The sequence below is a fragment of the Aquimarina sp. AU58 genome (genome assembly GCF_900312745.1).
Taxonomy (GTDB): Bacteria; Bacteroidota; Bacteroidia; order Flavobacteriales; family Flavobacteriaceae; genus Aquimarina; species Aquimarina spinulae.
Genome location: NZ_OMPD01000014.1, coordinates 172,576 through 198,104, shown reverse-complemented (window position 1 = coordinate 198,104; position 25,529 = coordinate 172,576). Strand labels below are relative to the sequence as shown.

Below are 25,529 nucleotides of genomic sequence, written 5' to 3'. Positions count from 1 at the left end.
CGTTATTTGGTATTTTTAAGTTCTACAGAATTAATAATACGCTCGGCAACATCTTTTGCATAACGATCTTCAACATCATATACCAAAGTGATTTGTTGAAACCCTCCATTTTCAGCAAAATTCAACATTAAGTAGCTGTTTTTTTGTTTCTTTTTGGTTACAGGATTCACTATTTCTAAATCCCCAAACACTTTAACTCCTTTTGCTCCGCCTAAAGTTTCATATTCTTCATCTTTTACAGAAATATTCTTTGCTCCCATAGATTCAAATTTCCCCACAACACCTTCTACTACTTTATCTAACTTTATTTCGGTAGGCTGTTTATATTGTACTGTAGTTACAACTACATAGAAATTTCCTACCAGGCTTCCATATACAAAAGTTTCATTTCCTTTAAGAATCTGCTTTTGTTCTTCTGTCATTTGATACGCGTTACGAATCAATACTCTGGGAGTAGCAACAGTAACAGGAGGAGATCCATAGGCACTTGTAATCCATTCGGTTTCTGCCAACTCTTTTGTTGGGTGCCCAAGTAGTGTGTCTTTTACAACATCATACCCTTTTACCAAAATAAAGATGAGTAATGTAATAGTAACTACTGCAATGCCTGCAATGCTACCAAAAATAATTTTCTTTCTGCGTTTTTTCTCGGCTACTGTTCTTCTATACTCTTCATCTGCCAATAATTCTTCTTCGGTTGGTTCTGGTATCGCACTTTTTGTCTTATGAATCACCTGTTCGATAACATTACGATCTGCTCTTGCTGTTATGATATCGGGTTTAGATTTGGCAAATTTGGCCATATCTGCAGTTTTCAACACATTCTTAAGTTCTTCAACAGTGGTTTTATCCAAATTAAGATTTCCTGATCTAATCTCTTCATCAAGTCTCGTAATCAACTCATCAGTTGTGCTCTCCATAGCATGATCATACACTTCTTCATCGATATATTTACGGGCGGTATCACTTAACTGCGAATAATATTCTTTATGTGAATCTTTTTCTAATAAATGAGACTCATCAATTTTCTGAAGTGCTAATATTGCTCTTTCATAAGGAGGCAGCTCATCTTCTTTATTTGCTTTTCGTTTTTTTCTTCTAAATATAAAAAAAGCGATTACTCCTAATATGAGTAGTGAAACACCAATCCATAAGAGCCATTTTTTCCAGTTAAAAACAAATTTAGCATCTACATCAACCAGAGGTTTGATCTCATACATTTTTTGTTTGGTGGTATCGACCAAAACATCTTTGACCTCAACTTTAAGAGAATCGGTAAAAAAAACCTTATCGCCAATCACTACTTTTTGCCTTGGTATGGTATAATGACCAGAATCAAATTGAGTTAATGCATACTCTTTGGTAAGATTAAAACGTTTTCCATTTCTAGAGGTATCTATTTTTTGTGATTCGATTACTTCTAAAGGAGTAAATGTTTGCCCTTCAGGAAAAACAATTATTTGAGTCGAATCTGCTTCGACTTGCATTTTATATCGAATCTCATTTCCTATTTCTATTGTAGTAGAGTCGATTGTAGCCGAAACTTGGGCAAAAGCTCCAAGCCCACTAAAAACAAAGAATATCATCCAGGTAAAAAGCCTAAGGGCTCCCGGTTGTATAGTTCTTTTTTTAAATCGTAATTCGTAATTCGTCATTCTTAAATCTTCCTTATCCTCTTCTTTTAAAATAGCCTAACAATTTCTTCACATAACTCTCATCAATTCTACTACTCAAAGAACCCGCTCCACTGCGAGTAAAACTATCTTTAAAGTAATCTACTCTTTCATGATAATATTTACTATAATTGGTTCGTGTTTTTTTAGAGCCTGTATTCACCAGCAAAAGTTCTCCTGTCTCCTCATCTTCCATTTGCACCATTCCCAGATTAGGGATTTCTTCTTCTCTTCGATCATACACTCTTATCCCGGTAACGTCATGTTTTCCTCCTGCAATTTTTAATGTATGTTGGTAATCATCTGCAATAAAATCAGACAGTATAAAGACGATCGCTTTCTTTTTCATCACATTAGACAAAAACTTCAATGCTTCTGTAATATTCGTTTTTTTACTTTTAGGCTCGAATTCTAATAATTCTCGTATAATTCTTAGCACATGGGATCTTCCTTTTTTAGGCGGAATAAATAACTCTATTTCATCGGTAAATAAAATCAATCCGATCTTGTCATTATTTTGGGTTGCCGAAAATGCTAAAGTTGCTGCAATTTCAGTAATGATCCCTTTTTTAAATTGTTCTTGAGTACCAAAAAGTTGTGATCCCGAAACATCTACCATTAACATCATAGTAAGTTCTCGCTCTTCTTCAAACACTTTTATATAAGGTTCATTATATCGAGCCGTTACATTCCAGTCTATATTACGTACATCATCACCAAATTGATATTGTCGTACTTCACTAAAAGTCATACCACGTCCTTTAAAAGTAGAGTGATACTCTCCTCCAAAGATGTGGTCACTTAAGCGACGCGTCTTAATTTCAATTTTTCGAACTTTTTTTAGTAACTCTTTAGTATCCATTATTATGATTTACGATTGATGAATCGGCGATTAACGATTTCGGATTCTCATATTAAAATCCAAAATCGTAATTCTAAAATCCAAAATCTCTATGGTACTTCAATTTCGTTTACAATCTTATTAATGATATCCTCTGAAGTTACGTTTTCTGCTTCGGCCTCGTAGGTAATCCCTATACGATGGCGAAGTACATCAAGAATTACTGCACGAACATCTTCTGGAATCACATATCCTCTTCGTTTAATAAAGGCATAACATTTTGCTGCAGTAGCCAAATTGATGCTTCCACGAGGTGATGCTCCAAAGTTGATTAAAGGTTTAAGTTCTTCTAAACCATATTTTTCTGGATAACGCGTGGCAAAAATGATATCCAGGATGTATTTTTCGATCTTTTCATCCATATATACTTCTCTAACTGCTTTCTGAGCATTAATAATCTGCTCTACTGAAACAACAGGGTTTACCTGCTCAAAAGATCCTTTGAGGTTAGCACGAACAATTAGTTGTTCTTCGTCTAATTTTGGATAATCAATTACTGTTTTTAGCATAAAACGGTCAACCTGAGCTTCTGGCAAAGGATATGTTCCTTCCTGCTCAACCGGATTCTGTGTTGCCATTACCAAAAATGGTTTGTCTAATACAAAAGTCTCATCACCAATGGTAACTTGTTTCTCCTGCATCGCTTCTAGTAAAGCACTTTGCACTTTTGCCGGAGCACGGTTAATTTCATCTGCTAAGACAAAATTAGCAAAAATTGGTCCTTTTTTAATCGAGAAATCGTTCTCTTTCATATTAAAAATAAGAGTCCCCACTACATCGGCTGGTAATAAATCTGGTGTAAACTGAATCCGGCTAAAACTACCATGAACAGCTTTAGATAATGTATTAATCGCTAATGTTTTTGCCAAACCAGGAACCCCTTCCAGCAAAATATGACCTTGACCCAATAACCCGATGAGTAATCGTTCGACCATATGTTTTTGACCTACAATTACTTTGTTTATTTCTAGAGTTAGTAAATCTACAAATGCAGATTCTTTCTCTATTTTCTGATTGATTGAAGCAATATCAATAGCATTATTCTCTTCCATCTATATTTATTTTTTTTAAGGCGTGAATTTAACACTCATAATCCAACATTGCAAATTGTCGAATTAATTTTCATGCTCTTGTTAATTGTTGGTTAAATGTGCACTACAAAACCTGTTTTAGGCACAAATTTTACAGTATATTTAAACCACTTTTACAAAAAATTGGACATAAAGATTTTCATCGTTTTTACGATGATCTTATCAAAAGACGGATCTGATGTAAAGGTGTTGCATTTTTTAAATATTAAACTTACTTATGAAGACAGCATTAATCACAGGGGCCACTAGTGGAATTGGAAAATCTACCGCTATAGAATTAGCAAAACATAATATAAATCTTATTCTTTGTGGGAGAAGACAAGACCGATTAGATACGCTACAGGATGAACTAAGTAAAAAAGTGCAAGTACACACACTTTGTTTTGATGTTAGAGATAAAGACAAGGTTCTTTCTATGATTGAAAACCTTCCAGCAGAGTTTAGTACAATTGATATTCTTATTAACAATGCAGGAAATGCTCATGGACTTGACCCTATTCAGACCGGAAATCTTGATGATTGGGATGCTATGATAGATATTAATGTTAAAGGGTTACTGTATGTTTCTAAGGCAGTTATACCAAAAATGATTACACAACAATCTGGTCATATTATCAATATTGGCTCAATTGCAGGAAAAGAAGTCTATCCAAACGGAAACATCTATTGTGCAAGTAAACACGCTGTAGATGCCATTAACAAGGGAATGCGTATGGATCTTAATTCATACGGTATTAGAGTAGGTGCTATTCACCCAGGATTAGTAGAAACCGAGTTTAGTAATATTAGATTTAAAGGTGATGATCAAAAAGCAGATACTGTGTATAAAGGTTTTGACCCACTTACTCCAGAAGATATTGCAGATATTATAACTTTTGTGGTTACACGACCATATCATGTTAATATTGCAGATCTTATTGTATTCCCTACTGCGCAGGCGGGCAGTACAATAATTAATAAAAGTTTATAATTTCTTTATTCTCATCGCATTGTTGACCCAATAAAAATGGCTAAGTTTATATTGGGAAAAATTTCAATTGCTATTTGTAAACGGAATGATTAACAAACGCCTCCTTATTAAGAACTTACTGGCACATAATGACGAAAATAGTTTTTATGACAAGAAACGTAAACTTAATATTGGAGAGAAAGAGGGAAAAGCTAAATTCTTAAAGCATATTTGTGCACTGGCAAATTCTAATCCCAAAAACAATTCATATATCGTAATCGGGGTTGAAGATGAAGATAATCAAATTATAGGGGTTGATTTTTTTGACGATAGTAAAATTCAAAACCTGGTAAATGCATATTTAGACAACCCTCCTATTGTGTCTTATGAAAATATCCCTTTTCCTCATCTATCATCGGATAAAGTAGTAGGATTGGTAACCATTCGACCTCAAGGTGGGCAACTCTGTTCTCTTCGCAAAAATATCTGGAAATATTACGGCGGTAGTGTCTTTTTTAGAGATGGTAGCATGAGTATGCCTAAAGTTTTTGATATTGAAATCAAAGATGTCAATTCAGAAATTGTAGATGCTATCGAAAGTCATGCTCAGAATAATATTGAACTTACTTTGGATGGAGTGTTTGATTTTATGAATTCTAGAATAGATTACAATCCCGCATATAAGGTTTTTAAAGAATATTTTGTGGTTTGCTGGGCTGCCAAAGAAAAACGGCAAAATGGAGAAGTATATTACTCCCGAGTAGATATCGAATTAATCAATGAGCATGTAAAGCTATTTTACTCAGAATTAGATGAAGTGAGTATATCCTTAACCGATGACCAATTTAAGATTATAGAATATGTGCAATTAGGCTTACAGGATACTTTTAGTTATTATCCTCTAGAAGAAGTCGTAATTACCTTTAAGGATAATGCCAGTTATGATATCGAAAGCAAACTTCTTTTTGAACCGCCACAATTTGATCGTAAAACATTACATCATTTATATAATAGCAATAATGCATTAATCGAGAAATTAAAAAACAAAATTCCGCTATCAAAAAACGAAGAAAAAGATATTGTAAATCTTCCTGCTACGTATTTGATATGTTATTTTAATGATCTTAGAGAAGCAAAAGAAAAATTAGAAGAGGCAAAACCATATTTAAAACTCTATAACGATACTATATATTCTCTCTGTAAAGAAAGTATTCGGATTTTAAGAAAAGTTAGATATAGTTAATGTAATACATCAAAAATGACCAACAATTAACCAATCATGGGAAGAATTTTAGTAATTGGAGATATTCACGGTGCACTAACCGCATTAGAGCAAATACTTGAAAAAGCAAAGGTAACTACAGACGATACTCTTATATTTCTGGGAGATTATGTAGATGGTTGGAGCCATAGTGCCCCATTGGTTTCGTTCCTTATTAAGCTCAAAGCTTCTCACAATTGTATTTTTATTAAAGGAAATCATGATGAACTTTGTTATACCTGGCTCACACAACATACTCACAATCCCGAGTGGGTACAACACGGTGGTCAAGCGACTATGGATTCATATGCTAAACTATCACAAGAAGAAATTAACACCCATCTTAGTTTTTATGAAACCCTTAATAATTATCATATAGATACTCACAATCGTTTATTTCTTCATGCAGGGTTCACCAATCTTCATGGACCGCATCGAGAATATTTTAGTGAATTATTTTATTGGGATAGAACTTTATGGGAAACTGCATTGGCCACAGATCCCAATCTAAAAAAGACAGATCCAAAATATCCTAAACGACTGTTACTTTTTGATGAGATATATATTGGCCACACTCCCGTTACACGAATCAATCAGACTACCCCAATACAAGCTATTTGTGTATGGAATATAGATACAGGAGCTGCATTTAAAGGGCCACTTACCATAATGGATATTAATACCAAAGAGTTCTGGCAAAGTGATCCCGTATACCAATTATACCCAAATGAAAATGGTAGAAATTAAAAATTTATCGTAAAAAGGGTAACAAAAATTTAAAGCTATTGATCTAAGGTTGTAAATGATAAAAAATCACATATCATGAAAACAACAATGAAATTTTTAGCGTATCTATTAATGGCTTTTTCTTTAGTTTTTATAATCATTAAGGAAAAGATCAATCTAATAGAAAAATCAATCCTCAAAACAGAACCTAGCTAAATTTTAGGTTTAATTACAACTCATTTTTTTGTTTTATTCTACAAAATGAAATAGGCTATAGAACTAGCAGTATTTTTCAAATACGAGTTTGAGGTAATACAAATTCAGGAAATAACCCTTACAAATATACGGTTTTACCCTATAGAAATTAAGGTTTTAACCTCTTGATAGCTTTTCAAACGCTCTTCATCTTTGTAGCATAAGGTTGTAATTGTGGAATCAATCACTAAAAACACTTCGCAAATAAACAATCGAGTATTCACACAATTAATAATTAATAACATGAAAAGTATGGAAACAATAATGAAATTTTCTAAGTATGGTATTTTGGTACTAATCTTAGTTTTAAGTGCTTGCTCTGCAGAAGATGGAGTCGATGGTCAAATAGGGCCACAAGGACCTGCAGGAGCTGATGGGGCAAATGGACAGGATGGAAATGCTAATGTAGTTTCTGTTTTATTCGAAAACCAAACGATATCTAACGGGGATAATGTTTTTGACATTCCCCAATTAACAAAGGAAATATTTGACACTGGTATTGTTTACGCCTATGTAACAGTAACAGGAAATAATTACTGGGAAGTATTACCACTTAGTCTAGGACAGCAAATCATTCTTGAGATTGACAAAATTGAGGTTGGAAAAGCTACATTACGTGCTACTTTTACTCAATCTAATCTTAGACTTCGATTTGTACTGGTAGAAGGTAATGATGCCAGCGGTATTAATTTTGAAAACTACCTAGAAGTAGAATCATTCTATAATCTAGCAGATTAACTTCACTACGCAGCAGTCAAACATACGTAACAAAAAAAGTTTTTGACTACATAATAAACTACAGACAACCTTTACCTAATTAAATTAGGTAAAGGTTGTTCTAATTATAGCATTTCAAAACTAATTTGTCTCTTTTTTAAGAAAAATGTTTATTCTGTTTTATAGGTATTATATTGTTCTAAACCATTTGATGTGAGGTACGGAATAAGTAATCTATTTACATACTCTACATATTGGTTTTCCAGCTCTTTATCTAGAAATTTTTCTGAAGAAACATTAAGAAAAAAGAATGTTCTTATAGCACCGCTTAACTCCATTAAATAATCCAAATCTTTTGGATTCAATTCTGCCCGAATTATTCCTTGATCTTGCAATTGCTCTAAAACGCTTTTGTAGAACACTTTTCTAATATCATTGTTTTTTTCAAAGTTTATGAAAACAGTGTTAAAATTGCGTCTTATTTCAATATAATCAACATAAAAGAAAAGGTATTTCATAGAAATCTTAAACGTCTTTTTTGGGGCATCCAAAATTTCGTAAAAAAAATTACCATTGCTAAAAGAGGTTGCTATTGCTTTTGTTTCGATCATCATATCATTATACAAGGCGGTTATCAGGCAATTTTTGGTTCTATAATGATATGTAATATTACCATAACTTTTATTCAATTCTTTTGCAACCTCTCTTAAGGTTACATTCATAACTCCTTTTACATTAAAAAGTTCGAGGGCTTTTCCTTTAATTATATCCTTAATATTCATCAACATAAATTTAATTAGTCCGAATGGACTAATTTTTAGCAACATAGTATATTTTTGTTAAAAAACAACGTAATGGCAAACACAAGTATTTATAAAAATAAAGAAACGAAAGATATCATAATGAAATTATATGATGAAAAACTACAATCATGTGAAATTGAATATGAAGATATTTATGTAAATACAAAAGCTGGTAAAACACATATAATTACCACAGGAATGCTAGGAAATCCTCCTATTATTATTTTGCATGGCATAAATGCGGGTGCGCCATTAGCTATCGAACCTATAAAAAACCTAAGGGATAATTACCGAATTTATGCCATAGATACTATAGGTCAAACCACCAAAAGCACAGAAAACAGGTTACCCATTAATGACAATTCTTATGGGGAATGGATTTCTGAAACCATGGATATTTTAAATATTGAAAAGGCTACTATAATTGGTATCTCCTATGGAGCATTTTTATTGCAAAAAATAATGTCCTACCGACCAGAGAAGGTACACAAAGGTATATTTGTTGTCCCCAGTGGTCTTGTAAATGGTTCTTTTGGCACATCAATGAAGCATTTAACCTTCCCCTTATTAAGTTTTCTATTTACTAAAAAAGAAAAATACCTTCTAAAATTCATGAACGCATTTTACACTACAATAGATGCGTATTCTATTGCTTTTCAAAAGAACGTTTTATTAGGCACAAAAATGGATTATCGAAGACCTCCTCTTTTACAAAAGAAAGATGTAAATCATCTAACCGCCCCTGTTTATGCAATATTTGCTGATAATGATATCTTTTTTCCCGGCGAGAAAGCGCTAAAAAGATGTAAAGAAATATTTGACAATTTTCAGGACTCTATTTTCTTAAAAAACACAAAACATATTCCTGATCAAAAAACATATGCTCAGATCGAAAAACAAATCAACATATGGCTTAAAGAGTCATAAGAAAACATTTTACTTTACCATTACATGGTAAGTTCTAATCTAGAAATAGAAAATATTTCTAACACAATTTACATGAGGGACTGGGGTCTTACCTTCTACAAACGTTATATTAATAACACACTCTCAACGATAAATAGCAATAGGGCTTATGCCAAAAAGTTTACTATATATAATTTCTGTTCTTATTCTATCGAATGTATATTGCTATAGTCTCAATGCCCAAAATAATTTACATAAAAACACAACTCAAGTTCCTTTCGAAGTATATAAAACTACCGATGATACATTATCGATACATGATATTATAAAACCAGGCACCCACTTTCGATCATCTGGCTATTTTACCGATAAAACCAGACCTAAAGATATTTATTGGATAAAAATCGACCTCAATAAAGAATTAGAAATACTAAAAACTGATAGTCTCTGGTTTCTAAAATCCAGTAATTATGCACATGCATCTATGTTTTGTGTCGAGAACAATATACTGATAGAAAAGAAATTTGGTTTATTTGATGGTTCAGAAAAAATTAATTCTATATCCCATATTAATAGAATACCTCTTAAATATAGTTCACTTATCAAAAACCGATTTATATATTTAAAAATAAGACGTTTAAGATTTTCAGATCGTGTTGTTAATTGGAAATTTCACTATGCTTTACAAACTATAAACCACTCAGCACAGAGCTATTACCTCAAAAAAAATATTACAATCCCAATACGCAAATACATTTTTACAGGGATATGTCTGGTTATGTTTATTCTTACTCTTGCGTTCTTTATAACTTCGGGAAATTTTGAATTCTTATTTTACTCTTTATACATTTTGTGGTTATTTATCTACCTAAATGGTCCTTTACTTATAGCAAATAATATCATTTTTGATAGCTATAGTATAATAGTACATTGGTTTTTTCAGATCGCACAAGTATTAATTAATTTATGTTATGTTTATTTTGTTTCGTTTTATCTAGCCACAAAAAAAGACTACCCTACGCTCAATCGTATCATAAAATGTATCATTTACACACTTGTTATCATTATAATTATAGACAGTTTCTTTTTGTATTTTAAATATTTTGAAGCAGCTATTTATATCATGAATATTCAGCGTTTAATAATGACTCTTTTTGGTATTGGTGGGATGATTTATTTACTGCTTACTGCCAAAAACCGTTTAGCTTATTTTATAGTTGCTGGATCATTCCTATTCATGATAGGCACTCTGGGTTTCTTTTTTACCAAGAAATGTGATTATATGATAGCAGGAGCAACTCTCGAAATCATAATTTTTGCATTAGGTTTGGCGTATAAAATACATCAGGAGCATAAAGAGAAACTCCTCTTCGAAAAAGAATCATTTATTAACAATTGTAAAGCGCTAAGAGCTCAGATAAATCCACATTTTATTTTTAATTCTTTAGGATCGATTCAACATTTAATTGTATTCGAAAAAAAAGAAGCTGCTTTAAAATATCTTTCTAAGTTTAGTCATTTAATGCGAAACCTACTTGAAAATTCTATAGAAACAAATATCGTATTATCAGATGAAATCAACTTACTACATCAATATTTAGAATTAGAAGCTTTACGTTTTGATGCCAGTTTTGAGTATGCCATTCATGTAACCGACACGCTAAATCCAGATGTCGAAGAGGTACCTATGTTGATCATTCAACCATTTGTCGAAAATGCAATCCTGTATGGTTTATTAAATAAAAAAGGAGAGGATAAAAAACTAAATATTTGTTTCAGAAAAGAAAAAAATCATATTATTTGCGAAGTAGATGATAATGGTATAGGAAGAAGTGCTGCTAAAAACATAAATTCGTCTTTTAAAAAACCTATAAAATCAAGAGGTTTAGAATTAACTGAAAAAAGATTACAACAATTTCATAAATCTGAGGAAAAAAATATAAAAATTATAGATAAAATAGATAACTATGGTACATCTATAGGAACAAAGGTGGTTATCAAAATTCAAACCGAATAAAATTTTCAAATTATGGGCTTAACAGCAATAATTGTAGATGACGAAAAACACAGTAGAGAGGCCTTAACAAAATTAATAGAAGAGTTTTGCCAGGAGACCACTGTTCTAACAACTGCAAATTCTGTTATAGAAGCCGTCGATAAAATTAAAAACTATAATCCTGATGTTGTGTTTTTGGATATAGAGCTGCAATCAGGAATAGGTTTTGATATATTAACCCAAATCGATACCATAAATTTTGAGGTAATTTTTACTACTGCTTACGAGCAATATGCCATACAGGCTATAAAATTTTCTTCTTTAGATTATTTACTTAAGCCTTTAGGTATTGAAGAACTCAAAAATGCCATAGAAAAAGCAAAGAAAAAGAAAGATCAAGAGGTTTATAAAAAACAGTTAGAAACCTTAATAGATAATCTACAACAGCAGCCAAAGTTTAATAAAATATGTCTCTCTACAGCAGATAGTGTAGAGTTTATTAATATAAAGGATATCATATACTGCAAGGCTAATGGAGCTTACACTTCATTTATTCTCAAAAATAATACATCTCTTTTAGTAAGTAAACATCTTAAAGAATATGAAAACTTATTGATCGAACAACAATTTATGAGAACACATAATAGTTTTTTGATCAATTTAAAAGAAGTGAAAAAATTTGTAAAGTCAGACGGAGGTTATATCATGATGAATAATAATGACATCATTAATATTTCGAAAAATAAAAAAGAAAAGTTTCTCATTGCCATGAGCCATCTGTTGTAATAGTACAACAAAAAGTATTCTTATTATTTACATATTCAAAAATGAATTAATATTTCGATTAACCCGTTGTCTTATCAATTGAAACCATAGATCTATTAATTGAAACACATCTCTTATAAATTCCCATTTACCACTCTTGATTACTTACTCTAAATTTACCTAAATACTGATATACAGGGTTAAAGTATAATATCCAAACCTCTGACATACATCAGTATAGTTATTTAAAAAATCAGATTATTTCACATCATTTTAAATTTAGAAATCAAAATCATTATGAAAAAATTATTTTATGTATTACCAATCCTTGGACTATTATTTTTTATCTCTTGTGACCAGGATGAATCCGAAGAAATTATCAATCAATCTACAGCGTTTGATCAAATTGAAGTTACAGAAAATACTAATTCTAACAAACTTAACTTTTTTATTACTCCTGGACTACTTGGTCCTAAAAATGTAGATGCACTAACTAACGTTACTTACACTTTTAATCCTACACTGCAAATGATAAATGCCATTCCGATAGCAAAAAGAAAATATAGAATTCGTTTTATTTGGCAGAACCCTGTACCTAATGCATCAAAAACAACATGGATCTTTGAAATCCCTTCAAATTCAGTAAATGTAAAATTTCCAAAATTACTATCTAGTGATTCTTATTTTCAAGTATCATATATGCTAGAGGGTAATGGTAAGAATTATGCCTATCACAAACAGGTTATCGTTAACAATGACTAATTACTTATCAATAAGGTAATGCTCCTAGAGTAATTATAGGTTTTCTTTAGTAAGTTTTTCCTTATAAAACGCCCCAAATAAGTATTTACCCTCTAATCTTAAGTTGGTGATTAGGGGGTTCTTCGTACTTTTATAAGAGTCATGGGTTATATCAATTTTTTCAATCATTAATTGATAAGTTATATCTATCAATTGAAACCGTATAATTATTAATTCTACCTGGTTGTTGTTTTCTGGAGTCCTTAAGTTTGAACTTAATCTTAAAACTTACAACCATGAAAATCAATTTTAATTTAGTAAGAATCCTTGTAATTTTCACTCTTTTCTTATGTTATTCTTGTAGTTCTGAAGAAGATACTATCCCTAAAACTGAAGAATCGATAGAAGCACCTGTTTTAACAACTAAAACTTTGGCAACTATAGAATTGCCTAGTAACACTACAATTACTTTTAAAACAGAAACCGACGGTATTGTCTTTGAAGCCTCGGGAGATTCTGATAATTTTGGCGAATTAGATGAGTTAAATGATTTAAGCCTGTTAGATCGTTTTTTAACCTTAACCGACAAAAATATTGCCGTACCTACAGATCTTATCAAATTAGAAGAAGATCAAAAAATCAAAGAAAAAGCATTGCAAAGAGGTACTATAGAAAAACATAGTACAAATATTCCTGTTTCTAAATCATTTACAAACCATATTAAAGCTCTACGATTCCCTTCTTTGTGTAATGGGTGGAAAGAAAGGTACGTTGAAAACTTACTTTCTAAACCTGATCGTGTTACAATATCCTTCAAAAATTATAATACATATGATCTTTCCGGTAGTGAACTTCATAATAAAAAAAATAAATGTCGAAGAGTACAGTTTGGTTTAACCAATTGCGATTATAACAAAGAATTAAGAATTTATCATAAGTATTCTCCTAATAATGGTCCTCTAAAAACTTATGCCATCATCGATATTCCTCCACGTAAACATAGATATTACTCAAAATCATTTTTCGCAAAGGGAAAACGATACATTTATATCTCAAGTATTAATGAGCAACGATATGGAGGAAAAGTACGTTTTTCTGGATACAAAGACAACGTATTGGGATTAGATAAGAACTAAATAATTATTTATCTATTTAGCATAAAAAGTGCCTCAACTTAAACTCTTAGCATGTACAATGTTTGTTAGTAATGTTTAATTAAGTTAGGAAGGAGTTCTCCCTAATCTCAAATTTGGGATTAGGGGGTTCTTCTTATTTTAACAACAACCAATTTGTTCGATGATCAATTAAAAAGCTATGCTCGTATATTGAAAACATACAACTATCTATTGAAACATACCTTTTGTCAATTGCACCTCACAACTCTTAATTAATACTATAATTTTACCCCAAACGCTGATATGATAGAGTTAGAGTATAATGCTTAAACCTTTGATATAAATCAGTATAGTTATTTAAAAAATCATAACATTTCACATCATGCTAAACAACATTTTAAACTTAGAAAATGTCAAAAAAATTGACAAAAAACAGCAAAAAGGAATTGCTGGTGGAGGATTATTCATTACTAGCTATTGCGGACCCTGTTGTCAGGAGTGTAGAAGTGCTGGACATGACACAGGAGCGCTTCATAATGGAGAATGCTATTGCTCTAATTATAGACACTAAAAAATAAGCTTTTTTATGCCTCGCTTCGGTTTTATCTGATGAAGCATAAAAGATCATAAAGGCAATTATTATATACCAATTAGTGAACCTCCTAACTGCTCATTACGAACATAGGTTTAACTATACCGAGTATGACGTTTTTACAAAAACACCTTGCCAAACATTAATAATTTTAGAGTTTTATAAGTAACCCAGAAGTAGTTTGTGTAGTATATTTTTTGAATTCAATATCACTACACCGTTTTAAATGTTTTCCAATCTTCTAAATCCCCATCTGGGTTACTAAATATCCCCGCACTCTCTAATTCGATCAAGGATTAGAGAGTGTTACTTAATAATATTTTAATAAAAATTGAATAATTTGAGAATTAAATTTAACTACACAAAACCTACCTCAAAGAAGGATTACGCAACGCAAAATAGTATTAAATATTTCTGTCTTCTTATACTTATATTCACAGGGAGCTGTACAGATGAGTCTTTTTTAATAGATGAGATTCCTGATTCAGATATTATTGATGATTTCGGCACCAATTGGCCATTAAAACACAATGCATATTCTTGGGATGGTTCCTGGGAGCCTACCTCCGATGACTTCCCTATCGATGGTCTTTACGATGACATTTATTTTGATGGACATACTGTGGAAGGGGAAGCTTCTCCTATTTTGCCTCCCGGAAAATGGGATTGGAACATAACCTCATTATTGGCAAATTGGCGAGGGTTTTCAAACTCTGTAGGAGACTTTGACCTACTTGTTGATTTTTCTAACCAGGAATTTGGTTGGAGACTCAATCGCAACGTAATTACCGGAGTTGATGTGACTTCACACCTAGAACTATTTTATGGTTCACCAGGTACAGATATTATTGATTTAGGATTGCAAGGTTCTTTTAGTTCGGCAGGCAATCCTATGTATGGAGATCCTGTAAATTTTGGTGACGGCCCAGATATGTTAAGGTTTCGTCATAGCCATTCAGCAGCAGTCAGGACAGGTTCTAGTGCAACCGGCCACCAGCATGATAATGACCTAGTAATTATTGGAAGCGCAGAAGTACTAAATCCAGGGGTATATGATATTATGACCACCAGTATTCATACAGGCCCAGGAAACGATTTGATTTTTGTAAACAACTGGGAAAGAGCAGCAATAGATGCCGGAAATGGAAACGATGGTAGAACAGATGCACTAGATACTTATGATGGGACAGATATTGTTGTTATAGGAGGAAATGCACGTGATTTTAGAGTCTTTGGCGGAAATGGCGGAGATCTTTTTGTCTGGCATGTAGATGAAGTAAATCAACAACCAAATACATGGCTTGGTCCTAATTTTTTTGGAGGAGGAGCATGGGGAAACGCACTTTGGTCTGATACCGGTATTGATCGTTTAGTACTGGGAATCCCTTCTAATACAAGAATCGTTACTTCACCAGGAGATGCAGAACAAGGGACACTTCTTGTAATGATAGGTAACAATTATGAGACAGTAATTGACAACCCAACTACTCATGATGAAACTGCTAGATATTACATCACTGCACCTCCTGGTCCAGATGGGCAAAAAACGATGACGTTGCAGTACATATCCATTAGTGGGCATGTTAATACAGCATACTTCTATATCACTGATATTGAAGAACTTCAAATAGGTGTTGGAAATGATGCAAGAGTTTTTCAATTGGATGATGTTGAAGGAACAGCAACGCTTAATGCAACTATTGATGCAATTACTAACATTCCTTCCAGAAACAGCTTTACAATATTGATGGATAGCTTCCTTAAGTGATATTTTTTAATGTTTAATTTAGTTAATGAATTCAAGATCAGTTCAATTCTTCAAGCAATATCTCTGTAACAATTACAGTGCAAAAACATTGTTTTTTCAAAATTAAAAATTCAGATTCCTATTTATATGCTGTCTACTTCAGATTGGCTGAAAAAAATTTTTCATCAACCTTTCAATTTTGTAGCTTTAGAACACAAATTTAAAATCAACTCATCAATGGGAATTTTTGACGAAATAAAGAAAAAACTTAGCCACGAATTTATAGATATCATAGAATGGTTAGACTATACCGATGACACTATTGTGCATCGGTTTGAACGATATCAAAATGAAATTAAAAATGAAGCGAAGCTTATTGTAAGGGAAGGGCAAACTGCAGTTTTTATTAATGAAGGACAACTAGCAGATGTATTCACTCCCGGAACATATACCTTAAACACACAAAATCTACCTATTTTAACGACACTAAAAGGTTGGAAATATGGATTTAATAGTCCTTTTAAAGCCGAAGTATATTTTGTAAATACACATTTATTTACTGATGAAAAATGGGGGACCAAAAACCCGATTACCTTGAACGATGATCGTTTTGGGCTTGTAGAAATTCGTGCTTTTGGAACCTATGCATTTAAGATTAATGATGCCGGTAAATTTGTCATTGATATTGTAGGAACAGATGCCAATTTTACTAATTTCGAGATTAATGAGCATCTTAAAAGCTTAATCTCTACACGATTTACAGATACCGTTGGTGAAGCTAATTTACCTATCGAGCTATATGCCGCTAATACTACAGAATTATCTGACACCTGTCTTGAGGTAATGCAACCCGAATTTAACGCTGTGGGTATTTCTCTGGAAAAATTCTTTATCGAGAATGTTTCTATGCCAGAAGAGTTGAAAAAAGAAATATTTGAATATAGTAGAATTGATAAGCTTGATCTAGACAAATTAACCAAATTTAAGACCGCAAAAGCTATTGAAGCTGCCGCAGCCAATGAAGGAGGTACAGCAGGAGCTGGAATGGGAATGGGAATGGGATTTGTTCTGGCTCAGCAAATGGGAGGTATGATGAACCCAATGGGAGGACAACAACAAATACAACCTCAACAAACTACTCCAGTGGCTCCACCACCAATGCCAGTGCAAGTACAGTATTTTTATGCTCAAAACGGACAACAGGCAGGACCCGCATCCTTTGAACAATTAAAAGCACTATTTGCCAATAGAACCATAAATAAAGATTCTTTGGTATGGAAACAAGGAATGGATAGCTGGGTCGCATTAAAAGATGTAGAAGAGCTAAAATCTTTTCTAGGCGGAAGCACTCCTCCTCCCTTACCCGGGAATTAAAAAACAAAAACACATCCCAAAATTAATTTTGGGATAGGACATAACCTTCTCCCATATGGGAGAAGGAACTATTCTATATAACATCCAGTATTATTAGTTCCTAAATGGAAGAAGAAAAAAAAGCAGTTTCAGAACGTAAAAAATCCTGTACTAATTGTGGTGCAGAATTAAAATACAAACCTGGAACAACTGAGGTTACTTGCGAGTATTGTGGACATCATGAAACGATTATAAATGATCAAAATGGATTTCAAGAGTTAGAGCTTAAACCCTATCTCGAAGAAATGGGTTCTCAATCGCATTCTGAAGAAATCATGATGCTGCATTGCAAAAATTGTGGTGCAAATCAACATATCGAAGAAAACTACAAATCTTTGCATTGCGTGTATTGCACCATGCCTTTGATTATAGAAGATGCATATAAAGAAGACTGGATATTACCTGGAGCAGTTCTTCCTTTTCAATTTGATCAGAAGAAATCACATCAGATATTTTCAAAATGGGTAAAAGGGCTATGGTTCGCCCCTAATAATCTTAAAAAAGCAGCATTAGATCCTCAAAACACCAAAGGCCTCTATTTACCGTACTGGACCTTTGATGCTCAATTGTATGCGAACTATACAGGACAACGTGGAGACTATTATTATGTTAGTGTTCCGTATACAACAACGGTAAATGGTAAATCTGTTACCAGAACCCGACAAGAACGTAGAACAAGATGGTCTCCGGCAAGCGGAAATGTAAATGGTTTTGTTGATGATACTTTAATCAAAGCATCACACCAAAATAAAAATCCGGTACCAAGAAAAATATCAAATTGGAATCTGGATGCTCTTTCACCTTTTAATACTAATTTTTTGGCAGGATTTGTTACCGAAAAATATACAATTCCATTAAAAGATGGTCATTTAGCATCTACCAAAGAAGCCGAACGTATTGCTACATCCTGGGCCAGACGTGATATAGGTGGGGATACCCAAAGAGTACACCATATAGATATGAGCTTAAGCGAAGAGACCTTTAAACATATTCTGCTTCCGGTATATATTAGTGCCTACCGATTTAATGGTAAAAAGTATAATTTCTTTATCAATGGTCAAACAGGAGCTATTTCTGGAAACAGACCTTACTCTTTCTGGAAGATATTCTTCTTTGTACTGTTTATACTCATTATTATTGCAATAATTGTGTGGTTTGCCGAGCAATAGTTTTATCTGCAAAAGAAAAATTAGTGACCGTAAAATTTAATTCATAAAAAAGGAGACTGGTTAAAAACCAGTCTCCTTTTTTATTATTGTTTTTCTAAAATAGCGCTATCGCAAAGCCAGAGTTTCTAATCCTTAGTTGTAAAGCCAATAACCTCATAGACTGTCTTACTCATATCGGGGCATAGGTTTTCTCTAATTTTAAAAGAAACCTCCTTATCCTTAGGTATTCGTTGTTTTAGCGTATCAAAATCATTTGCTGGTGAGTTCATAAAACCAAAAGTAATCTCCTGCCCTGGAGAAATCATATTTGTAATACCTGAACCAGAATTTATAATCTGTTTCACTTTTACCGTAGTAGCTGTTTTAAAACTCTTTTCACAGATAGATGTATTCCTAGTTACACCTTGTATTACTGCAATCAAGTGCACGGTATTAGGATCAATTGTATCATCCTGAAGATCGCTAAACTTCGGTTTTTCTACTTTAGGTTTTGGCTTTATTTTTTCGGTTTCCTTTTCCTGGGCAATACTATTTGATTTGCAAGAAAATAAACCAACTACTATTAATATATATAGTATTTTATCCATTCTATAAAAATAAAAAAAGGAGTTGAAAATTTCAACTCCTTTTAAGTTTATCACTATTGCAACTTATTTTTTAATAAGTTTAAGAGTACTTTGATTTCCATTTTCTGTAATTCTTGCGAAATACAAACCAGATCTTGCATTTGAAGCATCCCAGGTTGTATTATCACCAACATTACTATTTGAAAACAACCTATTACCCATAGAATCGAAGATCTCGATTGATCTAGAAGTATTTCCATTAGATTTTAATGCTGTATCTTTAAAATTAAATGAGAACATCCCGTTAGATGGATTTGGTGAAGCTGTAGTGTTTTTTGACACTTCTATTACAGCCAAAGGATCTACCGAAGTTTGAGGCTCACCTGCACCACCGTCATCTACCATTCCATAAATCTGGAATACCTGATCAAGAGGATCTCTACCAAATGCAACCGAAACTGGTGTCCAATCTGTAGCTCCTGTACCAAATAAGTCTAAATTATCTTTAAAATGTGGCTCCTGACCAATTCCTCCATTTTGTGAAGACCAGAACCATTGTGTTGAATCTGGATTAAAAGCTAAGTTAGCATAAACTGACAACCAATAGTTACCACTTTCTAATATTACTCCTTCAGGAAGCATTAAGTTTAAGTTTGTATCAGTAGGATCTGAAATTGGAGTAATCGCTCCACTATTATAAACCTCATCACCAGGAACCCCTGCATTATCACTATATATTACAACAGTAGCATTAGTTAATGCTGGTGAGTTATTAGCCCCGCCAAAAGCTACAATTCTCTCTAACGTCCATGTATTTCCTGCCGGAATAATGAAGTCATCTGCAGATTGCGCCAGACCACCAAAATCTACAAAGAATTGAGATGCCAATGATGATGTAGCGCCTTCTATTTGCTCATAAATTGCAAGTTCTGTAACAGATACTGTAAATCCTTCTGCAACTTGCTCATCTCCAGAGGTAGCTATAAGACCAATTGTCGCTTTACCTAAACTATCTGGTGCAAAAGACAATGTAATCGTATTTCCTTCTAATGTAGCTGTCACTAATTCTGGATTAGAATTCGTAAATTCTATATCTATTGCATTTCCGTTAGAGTGAACAAATAAATCTGTTACATCCACTTCTACATCTTCACTATTTTCTGCTACAAGAAGATCATCTAGTAAATAAGCAACACTTAATGAAGATTCTGGTAATTCATTAAATACCGGGAATCTTGCACTGTACAACCCACTACCGTGTGCAGCTACTGCGATAAATCCATCTTTACGAGTTTTTACCTCATCGGTTACAGCATTACCAATAGCAAAAGGTTCTTTAATCCAACGGGTTCTTTCTCCATTTAATCTATTTGTATAGTATAATCCTGTACTTGTTGCTGCATATACTTTTTGTAATCTAGCACCAAAGAATCCTTGACTACTTCCTAAGAATGCCGTACTTCTTACAGATGGTCCATTTCCTGATCCATCAGCATTTTCTTCTAAATTACCACTAATATTTGTCCAGGTATCTCCTCCATCGGTCGTTAAGAATACACTTATTACTCTATAATTTGAAAAAGTAACAATTACTCTATCAGAATCAGAAGGGTCTACATTAATATCGTTTACAAATCCTTCTGGTAATCCTTTTCCTGTAGAAATATCTACTACTTCCTGACCATCAAGATTAGCATTATCCATTCTATAGATCCCTCCTGTATTAGTACCATAATATAATCTATTTGCAACTGGATATTTAGAAACATCTAAAGAAGATATTGAAGTTCCTGCCGGAGTATCAGTATTAGGAAGATCTACCCAGTTTACCGTTGCAAAAGCATTCGAGAAAAGAGGGATTTCATCCAGATCATTATTTCTCCAAATTCTATTACCCGCAGGTAAATACATAATGTTATCATTATTTGGATCCAGAATAAATGGTGTAATAAAAGCAAGGTTGTTAGCTCCTGCTGGTCTTACTCTTGTCCATGACTGAAATTCCCCAGCTTCATCAAAATTAAATCTATATACATTTCCTCTTTGTGAAGATACGTATCTTGTTCTTCCATTATCTGCAATTGCACTATAAGCACCATCGCCTCCAAAATCTTCTATCCATGGCTCTGTAGGGCTTGTAGAAGATGTAAACCAGGTACCGTTATCCTGAAAACCAGCTAGCAAATCATCACTATTTGGTTCTGGATCAAAAGATACATGATATGGCTGTGTTGTTACATATCCATTATTTAAAGAAATCCAATCTACAGGTTCTGCAGCAGATGTAGAAGTAGTAACATCTTCGGTTACAAATACACCTCCATCATTACCAGATAATACTTTGTTAGGGTTAGATGGATAAAAAAGTAATTCATGCTGATCAGGGTGTTGATCTGGATATACACTTACATTGTTTAGAGGAGAATATCCTGCAATCCAACTTGCTTGTCCTGCCGGAGTTGTAAATCCAGTTGTAGATCTGTATATGTTAGTTCCTCCTACAAACATTAAATTAGGATCTGCCGGACTAACCTTAACAATCATATTATATCCCCCCTGAAGATTTAAATTTCCTACTGATCCACCAATTGCGGTAGGTAGATTAGTACTTAAATCTGTCCAGGTTTCTTCTGGTGTAGCTGCAGCAGCATCGTATTTAAATAAAAATGCTGGCCCACCTGCACTTAAGTTCTGTGTAAAGAAATATACAATGTTTTCATTAGAAGGATCTATCCCCATAACACTTCTACCATAATCTGCTGGTAAAAGCTCTGGTGATATTTCTGTCCAGGTATCAACATCACCATCTGTAGATGTAAAATATCCATTATTAGGGTCTCCTCCAGAATCGATAGTTGCATAGATTTGACCTGTACTTGTAACGGCAACTTCTGCAGTATTATCAAAACCACCTGCTAATACTTCTTCAAATGATTTTCCACCATCTTTAGATTTGTGCACACCATTAAAAGTACCTACAAAAATATCTCCATTAATTGGATTAATCACGATAGAATTAATCAAATCAAAAGGAGAGAATGCTCTTACGTCATTATCGTTGGTAGCCTTAAGTAGTCTCCAGGTTCTTCCACCATTGGTAGATTTATAAACTCCGGTTCCTTGAAAAAAGGCTCCTCCTGCTCCTGCAGAATTACCAAAACGTTCTCCTGATCCATAATACCATGTATTATGTTTACCAGGTCTGGGATCTTGTACAATACAAGTAATACTTGGTGATTGTCTACGAGACGTTACTTTTCTCCAGGACTCTCCACCATTAGTAGAGCGCCATAATCCTCCCGAAACCCCTCCGGCAAGAATTACATTCTCGTTTGTACGATCGATAGCCAGGGCTCTTGTTCTTCCCCCTACATTGTAAGGGCCTCTGTTTTTCCAATACGAAAAACGACCGGCTTTTGAAGATTTTGCAGCATTGCTAATTGATTGTTTCGAATCATTTCCTTCTGAAATCTTACTAGAGAAGTTAACCTCTTTGTCTCTAATTCCGAAAGGAATTTCATTAGTGTTCGGGTCTTTGAGTCTTTCAAATTCCCACTTCATTCTTTCTAATGCTTTATCACCAACTTTTTTTACATCAGACTTAGATCCATATTTACTATCGTAAATTTTAGACTGTTTGTAAAGTGAATGACCGCCAGGTTTCTCCTGTTGATCTGCCTGATTTTTAAGCTGTTGCGCATTTACTGAAGTAATGGTTCCCACAAGAGAAACCGCCCAAACGGAACGTTTGAGATAAAATAAAAGTGTTTTCATTTTAAGCTGATTTGTGAGTGATTTTTTCAAAACTAGCTTAAATTTTTGAATTTTTTTCTTAAATCTTATGGAAATTTACGATTTTTTTACTTTTTCTCTAATAAAACCTCTAAACTTTCGGTAATTACATGACATATATCTTCTGTTACTATAATTGGATCACTCGTAATTGTTGTGTAACCTGTTTTGCTCACCGTAATCACATAAGTACCAGTGCGTTCATAAGCTCCAACAAAAATAGTAGTCCCTGATATATTCTCTAGTGTTTCTTTATACTCATTATCTGTCGCTACTACGGTAATACCTTCTACCAAAAACGTCGCATCGGTAGTATCTTTAATCGTTACTTCTAAACCTGGTCTGGCCTCTAGTGTACACAAAACCGGATCTTCTGTCTTATCGTCATCATTACAAGCCCCACAGAGTATTAATAAAAGTAAAAAAACTTTTTTCATGTATATTAAACTTTATAAGTTATTACTTGTATATAAGATGCATCTAAAAAGCTATGGTTGCGTTTTTTAACATCCTCTATACAGTATTTATTACATATATAAACCGAAAAAGTTACATATTAGTACAACATTTAATAAAAAAAGCATCCCGACATGGGATGCTTCTTCTATTATTTATTTACAAAATTATCTGACTATAAATCGAATTTGATTCCTTGAGCCAATGGCAATTCTGTAGTATAATTTATTGTATTCGTTTGACGTCGCATATAGACTTTCCATGCATCTGATCCCGATTCGCGACCACCACCTGTTTCTTTTTCTCCTCCAAAAGCACCACCAATCTCGGCACCAGAGGTTCCTATATTTACATTAGCAATCCCGCAATCAGACCCTGCATGAGATAGAAAACGTTCTGCTTCACGTAAATTATTGGTCATAATTGCAGAGGATAATCCTTGCGCTACTCCGTTTTGAGTTTCGATAGCATTTTCTACATCACCACTATACTTTAATAAATATAATACTGGTGCAAATGTTTCGTGTTGTACAATTTCAAACGAATTGTCAGCTTCTGCAATAGCAGGTTTTACATAGCATCCACTTTCATAACCTTCTCCAGAAAGCACAGCTCCTTCTACCACTATATTTCCTCCTTCTTCTACTACTTTTTGTAATGCATTTTGGTAACCTTTTACTGCATCAGTATCTATTAACGGTCCCACATGGTTATTTTCATCCAGAGGATTACCAATTCTCAACTGTCCATATGCAGCTACTACTGCATTTTTTACTTTATCATAAATAGATTCATGTATAATCAATCGGCGTGTCGAGGTACAACGTTGACCTGCAGTTCCTACTGCACCAAACACAGCTCCAATCACAGTCATTTTAATATCTGCATCGGGCGTAACGATAATTGCATTGTTTCCTCCTAGTTCTAAAAGTGATTTTCCTAAACGCTGTCCTACGGTCGCTCCTACAATTTTACCCATTCTAGTAGAACCTGTAGCAGAAATTAAAGGAACTCTTTTATCTGTTGTCATCATCTCTCCTACCTTATAATCTCCATTAATCAAGCAAGAAATTCCTTCTGGCAGACTATTATCTTTTAAAACTTTAGCTATAATATTTTGACAAGCTATTCCGCAAAGTGGTGTTTTCTCACTAGGTTTCCATACACATACATCTCCACAAATCCATGCTAATGCAGTGTTCCAGGCCCATACTGCTACAGGAAAATTAAATGCAGAGATAATTCCTACAACCCCAAGTGGATGATACTGCTCGTACATTCTATGACCAGGACGCTCAGAATGCATTGTTAAACCATGCAATTGTCTTGATAATCCTACAGCAAAATCACAGATATCGATCATCTCTTGTACTTCACCTAAACCTTCCTGATAAGATTTTCCCATTTCATAAGAAACCAATTTCCCAAGAGGCTCTTTTAATTCTCGTAAAGCTTCTCCAAACTGTCGTACGATTTCTCCACGTTGCGGAGCCGGCATTATTTTCCAGGTTTTGAATGCCTCAGCTGCAGTTTGTATTACTTTTTCATAATCTTCTGCTGTCGTGATTTCTACTTTACCTATCAATTCTCCATCTACAGGTGAATATGATGAAATCGTTTCTTTTGAAGAGAGCCAGTTTGCTCCAGTTGAAGTTCCTTTATTGTGTTCAGAAACACCCAGTTGCTGTAGTGCTTCCTGAATTCCGAAATCTAATATTGCTGTTGCCATGTATAAGTTACTTTTTGAAAAGGTAAAGATACTGTGTTTTTATAATGAAAATATTATTTACTATTCTGACACTACTGTTTTTAGTTATTTTTTTATTTATGAGACTAAATTTAATCAAATTTTCTCTTTTGGTTTTCAAAAAAGAAATAATTGATTTTCTCGTTTC

Annotated in this window: 21 protein-coding genes; 13 read left to right on the top strand and 8 right to left on the bottom strand. The window is 33.4% G+C overall.

The window, feature by feature from the left end:
• Window positions 1-2: 2 nt before the first annotated feature.
• The 3 genes from DK441_RS12580 to DK441_RS12570 all read right to left on the bottom strand — a co-directional run bounded on the left by DK441_RS12580 (window position 3) and on the right by DK441_RS12570 (window position 3,626).
• Window positions 3-1,655 (bottom strand): DUF4381 domain-containing protein, encoded by a 1,653-nt coding sequence (locus tag DK441_RS12580; RefSeq protein WP_109851038.1) that lies wholly within the window; start codon window positions 1,653-1,655, stop codon window positions 3-5.
• Window positions 1,656-1,668: 13 nt separating this feature from the next.
• Window positions 1,669-2,535: a DUF58 domain-containing protein gene (locus DK441_RS12575; protein WP_025665309.1), complete on the bottom strand. Its 867-nt coding sequence runs from the start codon at window positions 2,533-2,535 to the stop codon at window positions 1,669-1,671.
• An 89-nt stretch (window positions 2,536-2,624) separates the two neighbouring features.
• Entirely contained in the window at window positions 2,625-3,626 is a 1,002-nt protein-coding gene (locus DK441_RS12570) for a MoxR family ATPase (RefSeq protein WP_074405732.1), read from the bottom strand.
• 256 nt (window positions 3,627-3,882) lie between these two features.
• Between DK441_RS12570 and DK441_RS12565 the strand changes: the two genes are divergently transcribed.
• The 4 genes from DK441_RS12565 (at window position 3,883) to DK441_RS12550 (ending at window position 7,594) form a co-directional block, all read left to right on the top strand.
• Complete coding sequence (locus DK441_RS12565) at window positions 3,883-4,635, top strand: SDR family NAD(P)-dependent oxidoreductase (RefSeq protein WP_109851037.1); 753 nt, start codon at window positions 3,883-3,885, stop codon at window positions 4,633-4,635.
• 85 nt (window positions 4,636-4,720) lie between these two features.
• Entirely contained in the window at window positions 4,721-5,857 is a 1,137-nt protein-coding gene (locus DK441_RS12560; RefSeq protein ID WP_109851036.1) for an ATP-binding protein, read from the top strand.
• 36 nt (window positions 5,858-5,893) lie between these two features.
• Window positions 5,894-6,622, top strand: coding sequence for a metallophosphoesterase (locus DK441_RS12555; protein ID WP_109851035.1), 729 nt, complete (start codon window positions 5,894-5,896; stop codon window positions 6,620-6,622).
• A gap of 486 nt (window positions 6,623-7,108) precedes the next feature.
• Window positions 7,109-7,594: a collagen-like protein gene (locus DK441_RS12550; protein WP_160112081.1), complete on the top strand. Its 486-nt coding sequence runs from the start codon at window positions 7,109-7,111 to the stop codon at window positions 7,592-7,594.
• A gap of 149 nt (window positions 7,595-7,743) precedes the next feature.
• On the opposite strand, the gene DK441_RS12545 is transcribed toward DK441_RS12550, so the two are convergent.
• A complete protein-coding gene (locus DK441_RS12545) occupies window positions 7,744-8,400 on the bottom strand; it encodes a TetR/AcrR family transcriptional regulator (protein ID WP_109851033.1) in 657 nt (218 codons plus the stop codon).
• 27 nt (window positions 8,401-8,427) lie between these two features.
• On the opposite strand from DK441_RS12545, the gene DK441_RS12540 reads away from it, so the two are divergent.
• The 9 genes from DK441_RS12540 to DK441_RS12505 all read left to right on the top strand — a co-directional run bounded on the left by DK441_RS12540 (window position 8,428) and on the right by DK441_RS12505 (window position 18,820).
• Window positions 8,428-9,303, top strand: a complete 876-nt coding sequence (locus tag DK441_RS12540; protein WP_109851032.1) for an alpha/beta fold hydrolase — start codon at window positions 8,428-8,430, stop codon at window positions 9,301-9,303.
• Between the two features lie 148 nt (window positions 9,304-9,451).
• Complete coding sequence (locus tag DK441_RS12535) at window positions 9,452-11,299, top strand: sensor histidine kinase (protein WP_109851031.1); 1,848 nt, start codon at window positions 9,452-9,454, stop codon at window positions 11,297-11,299.
• Between the two features lie 12 nt (window positions 11,300-11,311).
• Entirely contained in the window at window positions 11,312-12,064 is a 753-nt protein-coding gene (locus tag DK441_RS12530; protein WP_109851030.1) for a LytTR family DNA-binding domain-containing protein, read from the top strand.
• Window positions 12,065-12,340: 276 nt separating this feature from the next.
• Entirely contained in the window at window positions 12,341-12,805 is a 465-nt protein-coding gene (locus DK441_RS12525; RefSeq protein WP_109851029.1) for a hypothetical protein, read from the top strand.
• A 275-nt stretch (window positions 12,806-13,080) separates the two neighbouring features.
• Window positions 13,081-13,920 carry a hypothetical protein gene (locus tag DK441_RS12520; RefSeq protein ID WP_109851028.1) on the top strand — a complete coding sequence of 280 codons (840 nt, stop codon included), beginning with the start codon at window positions 13,081-13,083 and terminating at the stop codon, window positions 13,918-13,920.
• A 361-nt stretch (window positions 13,921-14,281) separates the two neighbouring features.
• Window positions 14,282-14,470, top strand: coding sequence for a hypothetical protein (locus tag DK441_RS26565; RefSeq protein ID WP_160112080.1), 189 nt, complete (start codon window positions 14,282-14,284; stop codon window positions 14,468-14,470).
• 361 nt (window positions 14,471-14,831) lie between these two features.
• Complete coding sequence (locus tag DK441_RS12515) at window positions 14,832-16,259, top strand: hypothetical protein (protein WP_109851027.1); 1,428 nt, start codon at window positions 14,832-14,834, stop codon at window positions 16,257-16,259.
• Between the two features lie 216 nt (window positions 16,260-16,475).
• The gene (locus tag DK441_RS12510; protein WP_109853508.1) at window positions 16,476-17,612 is read left to right on the top strand and encodes an SPFH domain-containing protein; all 1,137 of its coding nucleotides are present in this window, start codon (window positions 16,476-16,478) and stop codon (window positions 17,610-17,612) included.
• 104 nt (window positions 17,613-17,716) lie between these two features.
• On the top strand, window positions 17,717-18,820 hold the full coding sequence (locus DK441_RS12505) for a DNA helicase PriA (protein ID WP_109851026.1): 1,104 nt from the start codon (window positions 17,717-17,719) through the stop codon (window positions 18,818-18,820).
• Window positions 18,821-18,945: 125 nt separating this feature from the next.
• Here DK441_RS12505 and DK441_RS12500 read toward each other — a convergent pair whose 3' ends face one another.
• From DK441_RS12500 to DK441_RS12485, 4 genes are all read right to left on the bottom strand, one after another.
• Complete coding sequence (locus DK441_RS12500) at window positions 18,946-19,407, bottom strand: hypothetical protein (RefSeq protein ID WP_109851025.1); 462 nt, start codon at window positions 19,405-19,407, stop codon at window positions 18,946-18,948.
• A 63-nt stretch (window positions 19,408-19,470) separates the two neighbouring features.
• On the bottom strand, window positions 19,471-23,160 hold the full coding sequence (locus DK441_RS12495; protein ID WP_109851024.1) for a T9SS type A sorting domain-containing protein: 3,690 nt from the start codon (window positions 23,158-23,160) through the stop codon (window positions 19,471-19,473).
• Between the two features lie 86 nt (window positions 23,161-23,246).
• Entirely contained in the window at window positions 23,247-23,615 is a 369-nt protein-coding gene (locus DK441_RS12490; protein ID WP_109851023.1) for a carboxypeptidase-like regulatory domain-containing protein, read from the bottom strand.
• 194 nt (window positions 23,616-23,809) lie between these two features.
• Window positions 23,810-25,363, bottom strand: a complete 1,554-nt coding sequence (locus DK441_RS12485; protein ID WP_109851022.1) for an aldehyde dehydrogenase family protein — start codon at window positions 25,361-25,363, stop codon at window positions 23,810-23,812.
• Window positions 25,364-25,529 lie beyond the last annotated feature (166 nt).